At 49.2% G+C, this 22,227-nt stretch carries 2 protein-coding genes; both read left to right on the top strand.

Annotated elements, in window-relative coordinates:
- Nucleotides 1-179: 179 nt before the first annotated feature.
- Complete coding sequence (locus tag QQ91_RS02720) at nt 180-878, top strand: hypothetical protein (RefSeq protein ID WP_166279692.1); 699 nt, start codon at nt 180-182, stop codon at nt 876-878.
- 116 nt (nt 879-994) lie between these two features.
- Nucleotides 995-22,192 (top strand): T6SS effector amidase Tae4 family protein, encoded by a 21,198-nt coding sequence (locus QQ91_RS02715; protein WP_201277287.1) that lies wholly within the window; start codon nt 995-997, stop codon nt 22,190-22,192.
- Nucleotides 22,193-22,227: the final 35 nt, after the last annotated feature.

Genomic DNA, 22,227 nt, shown 5'->3' with positions numbered 1-22,227 from the left:
AGAAAATGCAGCGCTGTTTCGGTGCTGAGGCGAGGGGCGATGGTCGCGCCACGAGACTTATGGATAAACCTTGTTTCACAGCTTCATCAGTTTGTTACATTTGTATTTTCCTTTTAGAGAAAATGTTATTCTTTTTGGATTCTAGCTAACATTGCATCTAAATTGACATAGCACTAGACATGAGCCTGGTTTTGCAAGAATTTGGAATTTCCTTGGCGGTCAAGGGTTTAAATCCCAATGCCTTGAACCCCGATTTTCTAAAGTATGGAGACGTCATTCCTGCGGAATGGGAATTGTCCCGGTCTCCTGTGTATAGCAACCGCGTCACACAAATTATTTACAAAAATGGTATCCAGCTGGTTGCTCAACCGAATCGGATTGATTTTATTGAGGCGATTAATCTAAAGGAGCCTCAAGCCCCACAAGTGGCGGCTGTTGCGGAGCGTTACCTGGAGAAACTTCCAAAACTGGAGTATCAAGGGATTGGAGTTAATATCAGGAGTCACGCGCCTTTTCCCAGTCAGGAAGCGGCTCATCGTTTTCTGACCCAGCAGATTTTACGGTCAGGGGCCTGGAGCGAGAGTCCTGAAGGATCGATTCAGGTTGCTGTTCAATTCAGCTACCCTCAAACAGATGGACGCCTAAATTTGTCGATAAACGAGGCGAAATTGGCTCGGCCTGAGGGCGAGGATGAGTTTGTCATCCTGTTCTCGGGGAGCTATGCGCGTGATCTGGACACCAACGCCCCAGACGCCACCTTAGCCGGCATCCGGCAAGTCCTGCAGGAGTCGCAACAAATTTTGCAGAAATATTTAGACACGCTGAGTCGCTTTCCTTTATCCGCAGAGGCGGATTCTATGGTCTCTATGCCCGCTTAGGAGCCAAAAATTGAGTTATAAGACTCAGGTTGTGCCTCAGGGCTCTGTATTGCTCCTCAAGGTCATCAGACGTTTCGCGCCTTAACTCCCCCTTCCCCCCGCAATCAAAAACAAATATGACTTCCAACAAGGATTTCCTAGGTGGCTCCCTGATTTCAAGCTCTGGACTGTTGCCAGGCGCTTTAATTCCTTTGTTAGAGGATGACTCAGCGAATGGCCTGTTAGATCTGATTGAAGGTATGGGTGGACGTCGAACCGCTCCAGCGTCTTCAGATCTCACCTATGGCATCGAGTCCTCCCCAGGGGATGCCCTGAGGTTAAACGAATTTTATGCTGAGGGAAGAGGGGGGGCGGAGGAACGCCGATTATTCTCACCCACCGATTATTCAGTTCCCCAAACGTCTTCCGCGGTAGATCCCCTAACTGGTTTTGGAGAGGGTTTTCAACTGGGAGGGAGATCGGAGAAATTTCAATGGGATCAATCCTCTCTTGAAACCTCGCAGTCGGGCTTGTTGATCCACTTGAATTTGGACGAGCCTGGCGGAAAAATTGCCAAAGATAGTGCGCCGTTGGGGGGCAACAATAAAGGATTTCTCAAACATGGTGCGTCATTTGTTTCACTGGATGAGTCCGTCCTAGGGGGAGGGGTTCGTTTTGACGGCATCAATGATCTGATCGCCATTAAAGGCCAGCCGAAGACGAGTCTTCAGGCTAAGCGAACCGTCGCGGTTTGGTTTAAGGCGGATGACCCCACAAAGGGTAAGAAGCAAGTCATTTATGAAGAAGGTGGACCCCAGGGAGGGCTGAATATCTACCTGGATGAAGGCCGTCTTTACGCGGGGGGGTGGGATCGGAAACACGCAAACTGGTCTGGCACTTTTCTGTCAACGAATCAGGTTGAGGCGAATCAGTGGCATCATGTGGTGTTAGTGTTGGATGCTGATCCAGGAAAACACCCGCAGGCAGGGGCGTTTTCGGCATACCTGGATGGGCAACAGTTTGGAGAGGGGGTCGGGACTGCGCTACGTTTCCATCATGATGGTATTGGCATTGGTCGCGCCTATCAAAGCACTCGATTCCACGACAAGAAAGGATTTGGTGGCGGAAACCGGGGCTTGGCAGGGGTGATTGCGGATGTTCGAGTGTATGACCGGGCTTTGAGTGGGGCAGAAATCAATGACCTGTGTGATTGGGTCTTGTCTGAGAACGATCCGCCAATCATTGAAGCCAGACTAGCCAACGATACTGCGCCGGTGGGAACGAATGAGGATCGGCTCACCTACGATCCGACGATTCGGGGTCAGGTTCGAGACAGCAGTCCGATCAAGGAGTTTAAAGCAGCGATCGGCGACCAGCCGCTTTCTGATTATGTGGATATTTCCACTTACCTGCAGCCCGATGGAAGTTTTGAGCTGAATCGAGCCGTGCTGGAGGATATGAATGGGGGGACACTACCGGATGGCCCCTATACGATTCACTTTATTGCCACCGATATTTTCGGTAACCACAGCTATCACAAAGAGAATCCCCATTCCTTTAACGGCTTTGCAGATCTCGAGGCTGAAGTTTTTCAGTTACCCGCGGGTGAAGGCGAAACCGTTAAGGCTCGGTTTAGCTGGGTTGAGCGAGATGCAGGCTTCAACAATGAGCTGGGATTGTTTATCGTTGATGATGCTGAGGGGCGGATTGGTGATCTCAAGCCAGGGGATCGCGGGTATGCCGCCGCCGCGCTATCCCATCCTAGCCGCCAAATTATTTTCAAAAGTGGGCTAGGGGAAGGCGCGGTTCAGGAACTAGATCTCCCTGCAGGTCGCTATGTGGGATACTACATTGTCCAAAATGACACTACGGAGCGGTTTTTAGAGAAGAATCCGAAGAACCAGTTAAAACAGAAACCAAAGGCTTTCTTCTCTTTTCAAGCTGCGAATCCAGACGGGTTTGATCACATGCAGGTGGATCCCAGTGAACCGAATTTGTTTCGGTTCGAGGATTTAACGAACGGAGGGGACAAAGATTTTACCGATGTCGTGGTGAAAGTGGAGTTAGATCTGCCCGCTGAGCCGGTGATTGATGCCCTTTCCTTTGTGTTAGACACCACGGTTGCGGTACCCAGTTTTGATTTGCTGCCGGCATCAGATAGTGATCCGTTAGGGGATCAGAAAACCACCCTGGAGACGGTGACGCTCACCGGCACAACTGAACCTTTCGCCCAGGTGAGTTTGAGTCCTGGGGGTAAGACGGTAACCGCTGATGAAAATGGTGCCTTTACCTTCTTTGAACTGAACCTCGCGTTGGGTCTTAATGAATTTAGCGCCGAAGCGGTGGATGCTGCCGGAAATCGCAGTAGCTTTGAGCGAACCTTTGAACGCTTACCTATTTTCCAGCCGCCAGACATTTCTGCACCGGAAGCCCTGACGACCCCGGAGGATAACGAATTACAAATATCTGGCATCACGTTTGCCGACCCCGATGCCGGTGCAACAGATCTGTGGGTGAAGATTTCGGTGGGTCAAGGACAATTGAACCTCACCGATACCAGCGGACTTCAGGTTGCGCCAGGAACCGGTTCAAACAATTCTGTCCTTGAGTTTACAGGAACGCTTGCCGCGATTAATCAGGCGATCGCAACGCTGAGCTATCAACCCAAGCTTAATTTTAATGGCACCGACCGTCTAGAGATATGGGTAAATGACCAGTCTGGAGCGAATGGGGAAGGACTGACAGCCACCCAATCTGTTGCTTTGGTGGTGACCCCAGTCAATGATGCACCGGTGCTGACGGTGCCGGTGGGTCAATCGGTGGGTGAAGATGAAACGCTAACCCTCCCTGCGATTCAGGTCTCCGATGTAGATGCTGGAGATGGCGTGTTAGAGGTGCGTCTTGCGGTGGACCAAGGGACTGTTTCCCTCGCGGCCCTAGAGGGACTGACGTTCACGGCAGGCAGCGGCACGGGCGATCGCCAACTGGTCTTCCAGGGCACCTTAGTGGCATTGAATCAAGCGCTGGGGGCTGTGGTGTATACCCCTGGGGAGAACTATGCTGGAGGGGATGTGCTCAATATCCAAGTGAATGACTTGGGTAATCAAGGAGAGGGGTCAGTCGGCGAAGCCAGTGCAGCGGTTGATATAACGGTTGTTGCTCAAAATGATGCCCCCATCTTGAGTGGGCCAGAGAACCTCTCCGTGGATGAGGCTAGCCCCCTAGAAATTCCGGTTAGCATCAGCGATATTGATGCCGAGGAAGGAGAAATACGGGTTGAGGTGACAGTGGAGCAGGGGGAACTGAGCCTCCCGACAACCACCGGCGTGGTGTTAGCCCCTGAGTCCACCGCAACAGCTTTAGTTTTAACTGGGACGCTCCCATCGCTCAATACCGCCTTAGCTGGCCTGACCTATCTCAGTCCCGTCAATTTTGAGGGATTGGCGAGGGTTGAGGTGGTGGTAGATGATCAGGGCAATACCGGAACCGGTGGCCCCTTAAGCGATCGCCTGATCCTTGAAATTCAGGTACGCAGCATTAATATTGCGCCCGAGGTCGGCCCAGATACCGTCCTAATGGTGCAGGAAGACAGTGGAGTCAATGATCTGGGAATCCCCCTCCCTCAAGATCGAGATGGTGATTCCTTGAGCGTCATCCTGGAAGAGTTGCCGACCCAAGGGGTGATCCAGAAAGCCGATGGAACGGTCGTAGGGTTAGGCGATGCCTTAGGGGTCTCCGATCTGCCCGGTTTACAGTTTGTGCCGGAGGCCAATGCCTTTGGTTCAGCAGGGCGATTCCGCTACACCGTGGAAGATGGTCAAGGGGGGATTGCATCGCAAAGTATCACGATTGAAATATCTCCGGTCAATGATGCTCCGGTCATTACTGCGCCGAGTGTATTAGAGACCAATCGGAATCAACCACTATCAATTCCTAATCTTGGGGTTGCCGACATTGATGCAGGGAACAATCCGATCCAAGTGAGGCTATCGGCTCCAGGGGGAACATTATCGATCGATACCAGTTTCGTGACGGTTGAAGGGGATGCCAATAGTGCTAGTCTGACTCTGACAGGGCCATTGATTGCCATGAATCAAGCCCTGGCGAGTCTAAGCTATCAGAGCCGTCCTGATTTGGTCGGCAATGATATTTTGACGATTGTGGTCAGCGATTTGGGTCAGACGGGATCTGGCGGGGAGCAGATTGTTGAAGACACGATTGAGATTGTCGTGATGGGGGCCAATACCCCACCTACCGTGGAGGCCAATAAGACCCTCACTGTCTTAGAAGATAGCCCGGCAACCCCCTTGGCTATTGCGCCTCCCCAGGATCTAGATGGAGATGAGTTGAGTCTGCGGATCTTGAGCGTTCCCGATATCCAGCGGGGTGCGGTCTGGCTGAATGGATCACCCTTGGCCCTTGACCAAGCCCTAACTATCGAAGACTTGACGCAACTGACCTTTGTGCCAGTGGCGAATGCCAATGGATCGGCGGGAATTTTTGCCTATGAAGTGAGGGATGGTCAGGGGGGGATCGCGCAACAGCAAATTACGCTGGAGATTACGCCTGTTAATGACGCCCCCCAATGGACAGTGCCCGGATTCCAATCGGCTGACCCAGAAACGGAGACGGTGATTCGGGGAGTGCAACTAACGGACATTGATGCCGGAGAGAATGAGATTCAGGTGACGGTATCAGCGGTCAACGGCATTCTTCATTTGCCGCAGCGGGACGGACTCTCCTTTGAGTCAGGCACGGGTGAAGCCAGTCCGACCCTGGTCTTTACGGGCAATTTGGCGGCTATTAATCAGAGTTTGGCGAGTCTGACCTATCGTTCCAATCCAGGCTTTTCGGAGACGGATACCCTTACCCTCATCGCCAATGACTTGGGGAATAGCGGTGAAGGCGGGGCGCAAACACAAACGGCGACCCTGTCTGTCGTGGTTGAGGAAATCACGGGTGTAACCCTCGTTGAGGAACAATTTTTTGAGGTGGTTTACGAGGAATCGGTTGTGATTCCCGTTGAACCGTCTCGCTTAGTAGTTCGGTTTGCCAACCTCAACTTTGACCCCACCGATCCTGATTTTATTAATGATGCCTTTGAAGTCGCCCTGGTAGATGAATCGGGTCGTTCCTTAGTTCAAACTGTCGGCAGCGGGAAAGATGCGTTTTTCAACGTAACGGAAGATGAGCTACCCCAGCTTGCACCGGGTGTGACCCAGGATAATCAGACGGTACAGGTAGATGTGTCTGGTATTGAGCCTGGTACCAATGCTCGCCTTATTTTCCGGCTGGTTAATAATGATGACGATACTGAAACGACGGTTTTAATCCGTGACTTTACCTTTGTCGCAGAACCAGGGCTGGGCAACGGGTCAGCCGTTCCATCGGTGGACTTCCGACGGAGCGATCGCGAGATTAACTTCCGTCAATTAGGGTCTGTGGCCAATAGTGCCCAGGTCAACTATTTTGCGACGTCGTTTAATCAAGAGACGCAAGTTTTATCAACGGACATCTCCTTAGAGAATATTGGCAACGAGGGATGGAGTGGGCCGCTTGTCTTGGTGATTCGTGGTCTTAGTGATCCAGCGGTTCAAGTGGCGAATGCGGATGGCTTTACGCCAGAGGGTTTTCCTTATTTTGATATCACCGATCAGCTTGAAGCTGAAAAACTGAATCCAGGTGAAATGAGCGCGGCTCGCACGATCACCTTCTTAAATCCCACGGGTGAGCAATTTACCTACGAAGTCGAGATTTTGGCTCAAGGAAATCAAGTGCCGGTGATTGAGTCTGAGCCAGGGTTGGAGGTCATCGGGGGATTGCCCTACCGCTACGATGTCAATGCGGTTGATCCGGATCTCGACCCCCTGACCTATGCACTCCAGGTCGCCCCTGAGGGCATGGTGATTGATGCCGTCACGGGGCAGATTGAGTGGCAGACCACGACCGACAATATTGCCAGTCATCGGGTGACTGTGGTGGTCAATGATGGCCGAGGGGGTCTCACGGAGCAAAGCTACACGCTCAATGTGATTGCGCCACCGCCCAATCGTCCGCCCCTTTTCACCTCTATTCCAGTGGTCGATGCCCAAATTAATCAACCCTATCAGTATGATGCGGACGCGATTGACCCGGATCAAGATGCCTTGATCTACTCCGTGATTCGTGGGCCGGAAGGATTTCAGATTGATCCAATCACAGGACAGGTGGACTGGACACCGGGGCCAACTCTCGCCATTGGGGATACGGTGTTGAGTCAAATCAGTTTACCGGGCGATCGCGAGGAGTTTGTCTTTAGCGGGGCGGTGGGCCAAAAGCTCTATTTAGATCTGCTGCGGGAGTTTAACGGTCTCTCCATCCAGATTTTTGCGCCCAGTGGCAAGCTCGTTAATGTTAGAGATGGACTTTTCACGTTAACAGAGAATGGAAATTACACCGTTGTTGTGGATGGTAATGGCGCTCAGACGGGTCAGTATGGATTTAGTTTGATTGACCCATCCCTCCTGCCGGAAGCAGACCTAGACCAGGCGGTTGTGGATCGGCTTTCTCCAGGCACCGATGATGATTTGTTCCGCTTTACAGGGTTTACAGGGCAAAAGATTTTCCTGGATCAGTTGAGCAACAGCGGTTTTTTTGCAAATTGGGTTCTCTTTGGCACCGGGAATCAAATTGTGGCTCAAGATTTTTCGATGAATGACCTAGAGCTGTATTTGCCCACTGATGGGGAGTATATTTTGGCCGTTCGAGGGCGAGGAACCTTTGGTGAGCTTTTAGAGTACAGCCTTGAAATCGTGACCCCCGATGAAACGAGCGCACCGATGATATTGGGTAGCAATTTAGACCCCCAGGTGATTTCCGGGACGATTAGCGAGCCTGGAGAAGAAGATTTCTACACCTTTGCAGGTGTTGTTGGACAGCGGGTGTATTTGGATCGGCTCAATACCATTAATGATGGCAACATCCGAGTCAGACTATTTGGCCCCAGCGATCGCCAATATTTCGATCGGGCATTTTGGTTGGATACCGAAGCTGGCCCTGTCACACTTTTGGAAGAGGGTGAGTATCGTATCCAGATTGATGGCAATGGCGATCGCGTTGGAGATTATGCCTTTAGCCTCCGAGATCTAGGCTTAGCCACTCCGGCTGAGTTAGATACGACCTATTCTGGAACGCTGAGCCTGGATGATGCCAGCAGTCATCTGTATCAATTCCAAGCCAATGAAGGACAACGGATTTTTATTGATTCTCAAAGCACGGGCGCAGTCTGGTTTAGTACAACGGTAGCAGTATACGACTCTGGTAATCGGGAGGTTGCACGAAACTCTGCGGGGCAAGCGATTGAATGGGTGATTGACAAAACAGATACCTATACCTTGGCGATTAGTAATCGTGATCAACAATCGATTGACTACTCTTTTACCTTGGTTACGCCCGAGATTAGCTCCCAGCCTTTGGCATTCAATACACCGACCTTTGGCGAAATTCGTGAAAAAGGGGAGCAGGATCGGTTCACCTTTGAGGCAAATCAAGGGCAGCAGATTTTGCTAGATATTCTTCAGTCGAGCAATCATCGAGTGTCGCTGATTTCCCCCAGTGGCCAGGAACTTGTGAGTGCAGTGGAAGCACGTGATGAGGGAGGATTCAATCTCAATTTTGTATATCTCCCCGAAGCGGGTACCTACGAAGTTTTCTTGGATGGGTTCGGAGGTGGGACGGGCAGCTATGGGTTCCAAATATTGGATGTCTCAAATGCTGAGCCCATTGTTCCAGGAACGGTGGTGAATGCATCCCTCGATCCTGGTCGTGCCATTCGAGTTTATCAGTTTGATGGCAATGAGGGCGATCGCGTCTATTTAGATCGTCAAGATGGTAGTAATTTTGTCTATACTCGCTTGTGGGGGCCAGACTCGAATCTGTTAGCAGATACGACCAATTCCTTCAATGGAAATTCTGATCGGGAAGTGGTGTTAGGAGCAACGGGCACCTATTTCGTCGCTATTCAAGGAGAAGAGAACACCCCGGTTGAGTTCAGCCTTCAGCTTGTGATCAGTCAGGATAGTAGTAGCACCATTAATCTGGACGAGACAGTTTCAGGCTCGATTTCGGTTGCGGGGGAACAAGACACCTATCAGTTTGTAGGTAGCCAGGGGCAAACCTTGGTGTTGGATGCCCTGCAAGGGACTACCAGTTTTTCGTTTAGCGTGAAAAATTCCTCTGGCAATTTCATCTCTCAGGGAAATCTTGGCAACAGCAGTAGCGCCCTTTGGTTGCCGGAGGATGGGGTGTATGCACTAACGGTGGATGGCTTTGATGCAACTACGGGGAACTATCAATTTGCTGTTCGCAGTCAAAGCCTAGATGTTCAGGTGGGAGATCGTCTTTCTGATACCTTGAGCGCCAAAGAAACTCGGCTATATACCTTTGAAGGGGTTGAGGGAACAACGCTGAGCCTCAGTAGTTTGGTCGGAAGTAACACTGGACGCTGGACGCTATATGCTCCTGATGGGAGCCAAATTTTAGCTGCGGCATTAAATCAAAGTTCATCGACGCCGCTTCAGATGAACGGTGAGTATTTGCTAACGGTACAAAATGATGCCGAGACGGAGACAACCTACCAGCTTGAGATATTGGATATCAGCCCTGCCCTTGTTCCTAGCCTGGGCCTCAATCAAGTTTACGAAGGATCGCTACCGGTTAGAGAGAGTACAACAATCTCTCTGGCCGCCAATGCTGGACAGTTAATTTATTTAGATGGACTGTTTTCATCTGGAACTCGTGTTGATTTGACGGATCCAGATGGGCAACGTGTTGGTGGGTTATCAGGCTTTGGCTCAGGCAGTGACCTGGTTTTGCTGACCAAAACAGGAGATTACAGTCTTAGGGTTGAAAGCTTCTTTTCTAGCGATCCAGTCACTTATCAAATTCAGGTACTTGACTTAGAGAGCGTTGCCAGCGATATGGCACTGAATACCCCAATCGCTCAGGCTTTAGAGACTAACGAGACGAAAGTCTTCCAGTTTTCGGGAACCCTGGGTCAAAGAATATTCTTGGATGGATTAGATACCAGTGATGTTGGGGTTACGGCTCGGCTCATTGATGCCTTTGGTAGAGAGATTGCGAGCAGCAACAGCTCCGCTAATTTCGGTATCCAAACGTTGCGATATACGGGCACCCATTATTTGCTGATTGATTCTGCGAATAGCCAGCCGACAACGGCTCAATTTAGACTCCTGGATGTGGACGATGTGGCGATCGCCACTACGGTCGATACGTTGATTACAGGGGACTTTGGAGTCAGTCAACGAGAGACGAATTTCTATGCCTTTAATGGTCAAGCAGGCCAGAAACTTTATATTGATCGGTTTGTGGGTGGAACTAATATCGGTAATCGTTCCGGTAATAAATATGCGTTGTACACACCGGATGGCCAGAGAATTTTAACGGAAGATTTAATCCGGGATGGAGAGCTGACATTACCAAGTACGGGTCAGTATGTTTTGGAATTATCAGGAAATGGGGATTCGAATAATGACTATGAAATACAGCTCGTTACGCCGGAAGATTTAACCGAAACTATTTCCCTCAATACCGTCATTAATGGCGCAATTTCTGAAGCGGGACAGACGAATACCTACCGTTTTGTCGGAGCAGAAAATCAGCAAATCCTCCTGGATGCTCTCTCGGCGCTGAATTCACAATTCCAACTCTTAGCAACTCTCTATTCACCAAGTGGCAAGCAAATCGCAAACTTAGACTTCGCGAATGACAATGGCTCTTTTAACCAAGACCCTGGTTTAATCACGCTCCATGAAAATGGCCTCTATGAGCTTGTGATCGATGCTGCGGGTGAGTTTAATAGTACCTATAGTTTCCAGATTTTGGATGTGGCCGCTTCAGATCTGGTTGCGTTGGATACGACTCTTGCTGGAAGCTTTGCCCTATCTAACGAAGAGGCTCAGGTCTATCGCTTCAATGGCCTAGCCGATCAACGGGTTTATTTTGATCTGAAACAAGGATCCATCTCGGATCGATATGCCCTTTACTCTCCTGCTGGGAATGAACTTTTTAGCCAGCTTTTAGATCGTGATTTTGACATTGTTCTCCCCGCAACGGGTGAATACGTTCTGACTATTTTGGGACGGGGTGGCTCTGTTGATTACAACATCGATTTAGTCACTCCAGATTATGTGCTTGAAGATTACGTGATTGGAGAAACCCTTCAAAGCTCAATTGATGAACCGGGTGAAGTTGACTTTTATCGATTTAGGGGAGATCCGGGACAAATCATCAGCTTAGATGGTCTGTATTCCTCAAACAGCGGCATTTATATTGCCCTTCGTGCGCCGACTACTGTTGAAGCCTATGAAGAGGCTCGAATTCTTGGGCAGGAATTTTTCTTCGGGAACGAACCCCAAAAACCTCTGGTTGTAGTTTTAGATGAATCGGGCGAGTTTATTGTTGAAGTGAATCCTCGAGGGGATCAGACGAGTTCTTATCAGTTTAGAATTCTAGACTTTGCAGCGGCTCAGTCCATTGCCATTGGAGAAACCATTTCTAGTAGCTTTGGCGTTGAAGGTTTTGATGATTCGGTATATCGATTCTCTGTTCTTGATCAGACCCGCTTGTTTGTTGATGGAACTGTAGATCCTGTGACAGGCTTTTCTTCTGGTTATTATTTGTACGATTCATCAGGTAATTTGCTTTCAGAGGGAAGCCTAGGAGATATTGACTTATCTGAGACTGTGCTTGATGCGGGGGATTATTATCTGCTGATTCGAGGTCAAGGCAGTCCGAATGGCTCCTATACCTTCAAGCTGTTGACTCCCGAGTGGCAAACTCAAGCCTATGAGCTAGGAACATCAGTCTTTTCAACTTTCGGTGTACCGGGAGAGCAAGACTGGTATACCTTTGAGGGAGAAGTGGGGCAGAAAATCTATATCGATCAGCTAGTGGGAACAAGCCCCTATCTGATTCCTTCCCTCGTTTCTCCCAGTGGTCAGGTAGTGACTGGATTTGCCGATGGATTTACCAGGGATAAGAGTGAGATCTACACCCTAGAAGAATCGGGAACCTATACCTTCAAGTTTGATGCTCGATTTGACGTGACGGGGGACTATGGTTTTAGAATTCTTGATTTGAATCAAGCGGATTCATTAGCATTCGAGACTCCCCTGCCCGCTAATTTTGGAACCTCTAACCGCGAAACCCAAATTTATAAGGTATCGGTTGAGGCAGGCGATCGCTATTTGCTCAATAGCACCGGAGGCTTTGATGTCAGACTCTTTGATGCTGATGGGAATGCGGTTGACTTGATTGGAACGACCTCTTTTAGCGGTGTTCGTCGGATTCAATGGGATGAAGGGGGTGACTATTATGTAGTGCTTGGAGGACAAGGCGATTCGAGCATCGATGCCTCTCTCACTATTTCTGATATTAGTGTGCCCCCCAATGCGTTAGAGCTAGGGACAAAACAAACGGGAGACATTGGCCAAAATGGCGAGGTACAGGTTTATCGCTTTGAGGCGATCGCTGATCAGCGGGTCTTTTTGAATGTCTTATCTGGCCTAGATCAGTTTAGTTTCCAACTGCTGTCGCCGTCAGGACGTCAGGTTTACACCGCACAAACGAGTCCAGTTCCTCTGCGTTTAGATGAGTCCGGTACCTATTCCCTGGTTATTGATGGCACCTCCTTTTCCTTTGGCTCAGTTCGAGAGTTTCAACTGGGAGAGTTTAGCTTCCAGCTCACGAACTTAAGTGAGGAAGCCAGTCCTTTAAGCCTTGGAGGCGCTAATACCGGCACACTTAATCCCGGTGAAGCCAATCAGTTTTTCACGTTTACCGGACAGAAAGGCTCGATTTTGAGCTTTGATCTGGCGGCGGTGCAATGGTTGGATGCAAATTGGGTCTTGTTTGATCCGGGCGATCGCGCAATTGTTTCTCCTGCCCAAGACAATCCTGACTTTCAGGTAGTCTTGCCGTCGAGTGGGGTCTATACCCTGGCCATATTGAACAGTGCAGATCTCCCAACGAGCTATGCGTTTCAAGTCACCGATATTACGCCTCCTCCAGTGACTGCTCAAGGGCTCAACACTCTATATTCTGGCAATTTTGCGGGAGGAGATCCCGAAATCTATACGATATCCGCCTCTGCGGGTACTCGCGTTATTTTCGATGGGCAAACAACAGCCTTTAATTCTGTCCAAGTTCGACTGAGAAATCCGGATGGAACCCTGTTGCTTGATAATCAAAGCCCAAGGAATGATTCCCAGCCGTTATTGCTTCAGCAAACAGGGGATTACACCCTTGAAGTTTATGGTGGGGCGGGAGACTATGCGTTTCAAATACTGGACTTTCCCTCTAACTTGCGATCACCAGGAGTTAATTATCTAGAGATTGGCGGAACCACTGCGGGTACGCTCTCAGCGCTGAGCAGTAAAGTTTACACCTTTGAAGGTCTAGCAGGGCTTCCCGTCTATTTCAACGGAATTACTGGCGCGAATATAAGGGCGCAACTTGTTGCTCCCAATGGTGAAGAACTCTTAAACAGCGTGAATTTAGGGAACTTTGATGCTGGCCCCTTCGATTTAACTCAAGACGGAACGTATCACTTCGTCATCTCAAATGATGCGGCTGATGCAAGAGACTATAACTTTCAGTTGCTTGAGCTATCGAGTGGTACCTCGCTTGACTTTGGAATTCCGGTTCAAGGTTCGTTAGCGTCAGGGCAAGAAGTCACTTACTACAAACTTCAAGCAGAGGCAGGACAGACCCTGTTTTTTGATATTAACAATGACGCAGGCACCTGGGCTTTATACGATCCATTTAATGAACGGATACATTCTGATGTTCGCAACTACAGCTTTAATCGCGACTTTGAGGTGACCCTGGAATACTCAGGGGATTATCTCTTAGTTCTTGGGGGTGGCGTTCCCGAACCCTACAGTTATGAGTTTAGTGTCTTTGGTTATGACCCAATTCCAGCTGAAATTGTGACCCCTGGGCTTGGAGGTGGTGCATCGGGTGAAGCCTCCTTAGTAGCAGAATATGCCGTTGAGCTATCAGTTGAAGACCCCCAGGGTGCGAGTGACATTCAGGTTTACACAATTCAGGTTGGCCCAGACCCGAACAACAATAATCCAACTATTCTGAGTGACCCTAAAACCGTTTTTGGGCTCAACGAAGATGTGTATCGTTATCAAATTGCAGCGATTGATCCCGATCAAGATGTACTTCGCTATCGTTTGGTTAATGGCCCTCTTGGGTCTTTCGTAGATAGTAATTCTGGCGAATTGCTCTGGTTCCCAGAGGACGGAGTCGTTCCCGGAACTTCCGTTGATTTTGTGGTTCAAACCTATGATGGGCGGGGTGGGTTTGACACCCAGGAATTTCAGGTTGAGGTCTTTAACCGACTTGGAAAAGTTCAAGGTATTGTGTTTGATGATCTCAATGGCAATGGAATTCTGGATACGAAGTTCTTCAAAGGGGATAATCCCTCTCTTGTATTGGCCCTAGACGTTTCTGGAAGTACTCAAGCCCCATTCCGAGGCAGTCAAGCCTATCCTGAGATTAAAACTGTCCTTGATGCACAAGTGGCGGCCTCTTTCACTCTCCTTGATGCACTGATTGGTCAAGGACTGGGAAATAAGGTCAACATTGGCTTAATTCCCCATAATGATTTGACCGTATTGCAGGATATGGATCCGGTTACACCCGGCTTGCAACCCTATACAACTGCTCTCGCGGATCAGGATAATAATGGAATTCCAGATATTCGAGAAATTTTGGAAGTCTATGAACCCTCTGGATCCAACAACTTTACACGAACCTTAGAATCAATCCGATCCTTGACGGAAGTATTACCCGGTGACCCAAATGTCATCTTTATGTCAGATGGCTATGATACGTCTTTTCTACGGAATCCTGAAGAGGGAATACGAGTCGTCGAGGCGTTAAATGAAGCTGGTGTCAATCTGTCTGCCTTTGCCATCGGGGAAGCCTCAACTTTATCTACTTTAGAGAAGATTGATCCGAATGCAGAACAAATTGTAGAGATTGAGCCGCTGATTAAAGTGTTTGCTGGGGTTGATCCTAGGTATGCGATCGAACCACTCAAAGAGGATATTGGTGTCTACCTAGATTTGAATAATAATGGGGTATTGGATACAAATGAACCTTTCCAGGTTACACAGCTTGATGAGGCAGGCAGACCCGTAGATGGAGCAACCTATCTATTTTCATTTGAGGATTTAACTCCTGAGACCTATACAGTTCGGCCTGTCATTCCGAGTGGGTTGATTCAAACTGCCCCTGAAATTAGTCCTTCCATTGCTCCGATTACGCTGGATGGGGAATATTTCACCTATTACTTTGGTCTTGCGGGTCAACGCTCACCAGAAAATTTAAACCCAATTTTCCAAACTAATTTTGAGTCGAGAGCTATTTCTGCGGGCGAAACTGTGATCTATCGTCCACGCGCAACAGACCCCGATGGCGATCGGCTCCGCTATGATCTCTTTTTGCCCCCCGAGGGTATGACTGTAGATACGGAGACAGGGATTGTCACTTGGATTCCTACACAAGCTCAAGTTGAGCAATACTACGCTGATCTAGAAGCAACTCGCGAGCGACTTGGCCCTGCCCGTAGTGCCTCCGTACCGGAGCAAGTCAGCTTTAAGACTTTGCTGAGGGTGAGCGATGGCCGGGGAGGACAAGCGCTTCAAGAACTAGATTTGACACTTTTGCCCATCAACAGTGCCGCGAGCTTTACCTCGATTTTGGTCAACAATCAGGCCCAAGTCGGTAAAGAGTTTAGATATCAGTCCTTGGCGATTGATCCAGAGGGAGATCCGGTTATCTATTCTTTGGCACCTGGCGCACCGACCGGCCTAACTATTGATTCCAGTTCAGGACTGTTGACTTGGACTCCTAGCGCTCAACAGCTAGGGCAATATGATGTTGGGCTACTGGTTACCGATGATAAAGGAGCCCAATCCCGGCAGGTACTGAGTCTATCGGTGATTGAAGCACAACCGAATCAAGCTCCTGTGATTACCTCTCAGCCGAGGGTGGCGACGCGGGTGAATACACCGTATCTCTATCAGATCAAAGTTCAGGATCTCGATGGGGATGCTATTGCCTATGAAATTGTAGAAGGCCCAGAAAGCTTGACGATCGATGCGTCTGGACTTGTGTCATGGGAGCCTAATCGTAACCAAATTGGAACTTATCCGATTTCCATCACGGTCAATGATGGGCAAGGTGGCGTTGATACGCAAACCTATACGTTGGATGTGCGAAATCAGGTGGTTAATTTTGCACCGGAAATTACCTCAGAAGCACCACTGCTTACCAATGTGGCCCGGCCTTACCAATACCAAGCGTTAGCCACGGATCCAGATGGTGATGTTCTCTTTTGGGAACTTCGGAAAGCCCCTGAGGGAATGATTATAGACCTTGCATCGGGGGTAGTGAGCTGGCAACCTTCCTTTATTCAAGTGGGGAGTCATCGAGTTGAGATCAATGTCCTAGATGCCTATGGTGCGAGTGCCTCCCAAACCTACACCCTAGAAGTTCGCGGTACTAATACGCCTCCCCGCATTACGTCTGTGCCGCCGACTCAAATTGGTATCAATCAACCCTATCGGTATCAGGTTGAAGCGAAAGATCCAGAGGGCGATCGCTTAAAGTATCGCTTAGGCAAACATCCTGCGGGGATGTCGCTTGATGAAAACACTGGCGAACTGCTCTGGACACCCAATACAGGGCAATTAGGTTCCCATGTGGTAGAGCTGTTGGTTCAGGATACTCAGGGGGGAGTCGGGCAGCAGACCTACACCTTGGTTGTGACCCAAGCGGCAGTGAATCAGGCTCCAGCGATTACTTCAACCCCTGGTTTCTGGGCGGATGTTGCCAATGGTTATCAGTATCAAATTACGGCGATCGACCCGAATAATGACCCACTGACCTATTCTCTGGTCAATGGCCCGACGGGCATGACGGTGGATGAAACCTCTGGGTTACTGACTTGGCAACCCATACAAGTCGGTTCAGTGCAGGTTACGGTCGCGGCCTATGACCCACTCGGAGCGGGTTCAATCCAGAACTATACGTTGCAGGTCACGGAGGTTAATCAAGCTCCCGTGATTCGCTCTGTACCGATTGGTACGGCGACTAGCGAGACGACCTACCGCTATGATGTTCTAGCCTCTGACCCCGATAGAGAGGCGATCGCCTACAGCCTCGTGAATGCGCCAGAGGGCATGGTGATTGATAACCGGGGGCGGATTACTTGGGCGACTAATAGCAACGATATTGGCACCTATCCTATTGAGATTCAAGTGCGGGATGGCCGAGGGGCGATCGCGTCACAACGCTATGACCTAGTGGTACAGAATGACATCATTGCCCCACGGGTGACGATTAATGTCAATCAATCGCGGGTGAATGTGGGCGATCGCGTCACGGTGAAGGTGTCGGCCACGGATAATATCGGGGTTGAGTCGCTAGCTCTGACGGTCGGTGGAGAGGCGATCGCCTTGGATGCCCAAGGGATTGCGACGCTGGATTTGAATACGATTGGCAATATTGAACTGGTGGCTTCGGCGATCGATGCCGCTGGAAATGTGGGCACTCAAAATCAGGCGGTGCAGGTCATTGATCCGACGGATACCACTTTCCCAGTGGTGAATCTGATTTCCTACGTGGGGGATATTCCCTTGGAAACCGGGATTACCGCACCCACCGGAATTGTGGGCAGCGTTCAGGATACGGACTTGCTCTCCTATACCTTGGCGATCGCTCCGCTTGAGGGTGGCGAGTTTGTTGAAATCGCGAGGGGGTCTGGCGTCGTCGATAATGGGCTCTTGGGGACGCTTGACCCCACGCTTCTGCAAAATGATAGTTACTTGCTGCGCCTTGCCGCGACGGATCTGGGGGGTCGAACCTCAAGCATTGACGCCATTGTGAATATTGAGGGCGATTTGAAGTTAGGGAATTTCCGGCTGTCGTTTACAGACCTATCCATTCCGGTGACTGGGATTCCCATTCAGGTAACCCGCACCTATGACAGTTTGACGGCCAATGAAACTGATGATTTTGGCTACGGATGGCGGATGGAGTTCCGCAATGTGAATCTACGAACTGGTATCGGGAAAGATGAACTTCTAGAGTTTATTGACGTTCCGTCAAAGGGTTTTAGAGAGGGAGATAAGGTTTTCATCACCTTACCAGGCGGAGAAAGAGAGGTCTTTACTTTCAAGCCTAAAAAAATTTCTGTCTTTGATGTAATTTCTGGCATTGATGTATCGACTCCCTTTTACCAACCAGTTTTTGAATCGGAGAAAGACTCAACGAACACCTTGAGCGTGAAAACCAATGGGGTGTCGCTCCGACCCAATGCCCAAGGGGAATACTACAGCCCCAGTGGCTATCGCTATAATCCTGCAGCCGATCTGGTGGGCTTCGGCGGGTACTACGACCTGACCACAAAGGAAGGCATCGTGTATCGCATTAATGCGCGGACTGGGGATCTGGATACCATCACGGATCGCAATGGCAATGTGCTCACCTTTAGCGATCGCAGTATTACCAGTTCGACGGGTGTGGAAGTCCTGTTTGAGCGCGATGCCCAGGGACGGGTAACGGCGGTGATTGATCCCGAGGGGAACCGGATCCGCTACGAGTATGACGCGCTGGGTGATTTGGTGGCGGTGAGCGATCGCGAGGGGAATACCACCCGCTTTGATTACAACGATGATCGGCTGCATTATCTGGATGAGATCATTGACCCCCTTGGACGCAGCGGCATTCGCACGGAATACGATGAGCAGGGTCGATTGGTACGGATGATTGATGCCGACGGCAATCCCGTTGAGTTGATCTATGACCCCGACAATGATATCCAGCAGGTCAGTGACCAGCTCGGCAATATCACAACCTATGAATACGATGAGCGCGGGAATGTCCTCAGAGAAGTGGATTCCCTGGGTGGGGTGACGATTCGCACCTACGATGACAGGAACAACATGCTGACGGAAGCTGATCCGTTGGGCAATACGATGACCTTTACCTATGATGGCGATCGCAATGTACTGACAGAAACTGACGCCCTCGGGAATGTGACACGATACACCTATAATCGGTTTGGTAACATTTTGACTACTACAGATCCTACGGGCCAAACGATTTCTAATACATATGATCGAAATGGCAACTTGACTAAAATTGAAGGTCAAGCAAGCGGCTTGCTCACCTTTGAATATGATGAGGTTGGCAATCTGATTCAAATGGAAGATGCCTCTGGTATAACAACCTTTGCATATGACAGTGTTGGGAATCTTATTAGTCAGGTGGATGCAGTAGGTACGAGTACGAATTATTTTTATGACCCACGTAACAACAATCTAATCGCTGAGAGAACGGTGCAAACTCTTCCTGACGGCACGCTCAGATCTCTTGCCACGAAAATGGTCTATGACAGGGAAAATCGCCTGATAAAAACTATTGATGCCGATGGCAATATTACGGAGACGATTTACGATGCAGCGGGGAATCGGGTTGAGGAAATTGATGCTCTGGGCCGCTCTACTAGATACATCTACGATGATCGCGGTCAGATGGTCGCCACGATTTATCCGGATGCGACACCCGATATCGATGCGGATAATCCTCGCACCCAGACGGTTTATGATGCCAAGGGTCAGGTGATTTCAGAAATTGATGAACTGGGGCGAGTCACCCGAATGGTCTACGATGCCCTGGGCCGTCAGGTGGAAATGATTTACCCGGATGCAACACCTGACACGGATGCGGATAATCCTCGGATGCAGATGGAATATGATGCTGCGGGGCGTAAACTGGCGGATATTGACCCACGCGGAAACCGGACGGAGTATCGCTATGATGATGCGGGTCGATTAATTGAAACTATTTTGCCGGATGAAACCCCTGAAGATTTGACAGATAATCCTCGGTTTACCACAGCCTATGATGCGGCGGGACGACAGCTCACGCAAACGGATGCACTGGGGCAGGTCATTCGCTTTATCTATGACGATCTGGGTCGCCCGATTGCCCAGGAGTATGACGATGGCACCCGAACTGCTACGGAATTCGATGATGCGGGTCGAGTTGTGGCCCGGATTGATCAGGCGGGGGTAGTGACTCGCTATGAGTATGATGCCCTGGGTCGTCTCACAGCGGTGGTGGATGCGCTGAATCAGCGGACGGTGTATACCTATGATGAGCAGGGGAATTTAATCACCCAGACGGATGCGAATGGGAATACCACACGCTACGAATACGATCGCTTGGGTCGAAGAATTGCCACGGTGTTGCCGCTAGGTGAGCGGGAGACCTATGAATATGATGCAGTGGGGAACCAGATTCGACGCATTGATTTTAACGGAGAGGTGACCGAGTACAGCTATGATGAGCGGAACCGTCTGATTGTTAAGGATTTACCGGGCGAGGAGTACGACGAAACCCATAGCTACACCGACAATGGCCTGCGCGAAACGGTGGTGGATAATCGGGGGACAGCGACCTACCGCTACGATGAACAAAATCGCCTGATTGAGCGGGAAGACCCCGATGGTCGCAAGATTGCCTACAGTTACGATATTGCCGGGAATCGTACCAGTGTTGAGATTCCGTCAGGCACTACGGCCTATACCTTTGATGCCCAGAATCGATTGAAGACCGTGACCGATCCTGAGGGCGGTGTGACCACCTATTTCTATAATGGGGTGGGGAATTTAGAACGCACGACCTTTCCGAACGGGACTGAGGAAATCCGGGAGTATGATGAGCTGAATCGTTTGGTCTTTATCCAGACGACTGGGCCTGAGGGCGTGATTGCTAGCTTCCGCTATACGCTTGATGCCACTGGGAATCGTCTGGCGGTGGATGAGCATGATGGACGGCGAGTGGAGTACAGTTACGACTTGCTGTATCGGCTGACGAAAGAAACAATCTTTGACCCTGGAGCAACGGAAGCGAGCCGCACAATTGAATATGTTTACGATCCGGTTGGGAATCGTCTGAGTCGGGTGGATAGTGGTGAAGGAACGACAATTTATACCTATGATGATAACGATCGGCTGTTAAGAGCCACTTTAGATGGCGTGGTGACCTCTTACACCTATGACAATAATGGGAACACCATGAGTAAGACTACCGATGGAACTACCATTACCTATGCTTGGAATGCAGATAATCGCCTTGTGGGAGCTGATACCGACGGTGATGGTGCGATCGATGTAGTTAATGAATATAACGAGGATGGTATTCGTGTTGGTCAGATAGTGAATGGAGAGGTGACTCGATTTTTAATTGATGCAAATCGCTCCTATGCTCAAGTATTGGAGGAATATTCAACGGATGAAATTATTAAAGTTTTCTATATATATGGAAATGACTTAATTTCTCAGAATCGAGGGGGAGATAAGAGTATTTATCATGTAGATGGGTTGGGAAGTACAAGAGCTATAAGTGACGTAGTTGGTGACAATATCAATGAATATAATTTTGATGCTTTCGGCCAAATTTCATATATTTTAGAAAGTGAAGAGAATCGATATCGCTATTCTGGAGAGCAATTTATACCCGAATTAGACCTTTCATATAACAGGGCTAGACACTATAATCAAGATATTGGGAGGTTTATTTCGAGAGATCAATGGTTAGGAGACTCCCTAAAACCGATCACTCTTAATAAATATCTATATGGTAGTGCAAATCCAGTAAGGTATATTGACCCTAGTGGATATTTCAGTATTTCTTCGACAATAGCTGCAATGAGTATAATTATTATACTTGCAGACATAGCTCTTTCTGAACCCATTACACATGCTTCTTCAAACTCTAGAACTAATGGAGTGCCAGCATTCCATAAAATGTCAGGTCATTATTTAACTGGTCTACCCGAGGAGGTTTATAAAGAGCTTGGTGGCCGGATTTTATATAACCATGAACATTGGCCAGATGCTTTTAACAATACATGTGCTCTAAGAGTTAGCCGCGCACTCAACTATAGCGATGCACCAATTCCATTTATACCTAGAGAGACAATTTCTGGTTCTGATAAACTATGGTATATATTTCGAGTCAAAGACATGGAAAAATATTTAACAAAGAAATATGGTGCGCCAGAAATAGTTAGTGAGGGAACAGCGATACTAAAGTTTTTGGGAAAAAAGGGAATTATTATATTTGATACTCAAGGTGCGTGGAGCGATGCAACTGGTCATGTTGATTTATGGAATGGTGCCTCTTGTATCGGGAAGTGCTATTTTCGTGAAGCTAAGAGTGTCAAACTATGGACAGGCGAGTCGTAGTTCGCTAGTGCGATCGCCCCCATTAAGGCTGGGGG

Source organism: Lyngbya confervoides BDU141951 (assembly GCF_000817775.3).
GTDB classification, from domain to species: domain Bacteria; phylum Cyanobacteriota; class Cyanobacteriia; order Thermosynechococcales; family Thermosynechococcaceae; genus Lyngbya; species Lyngbya confervoides.
The sequence above is the reverse complement of the archived record's forward strand: the minus strand, read 5'-3'. Positions and strand labels throughout refer to the sequence as shown.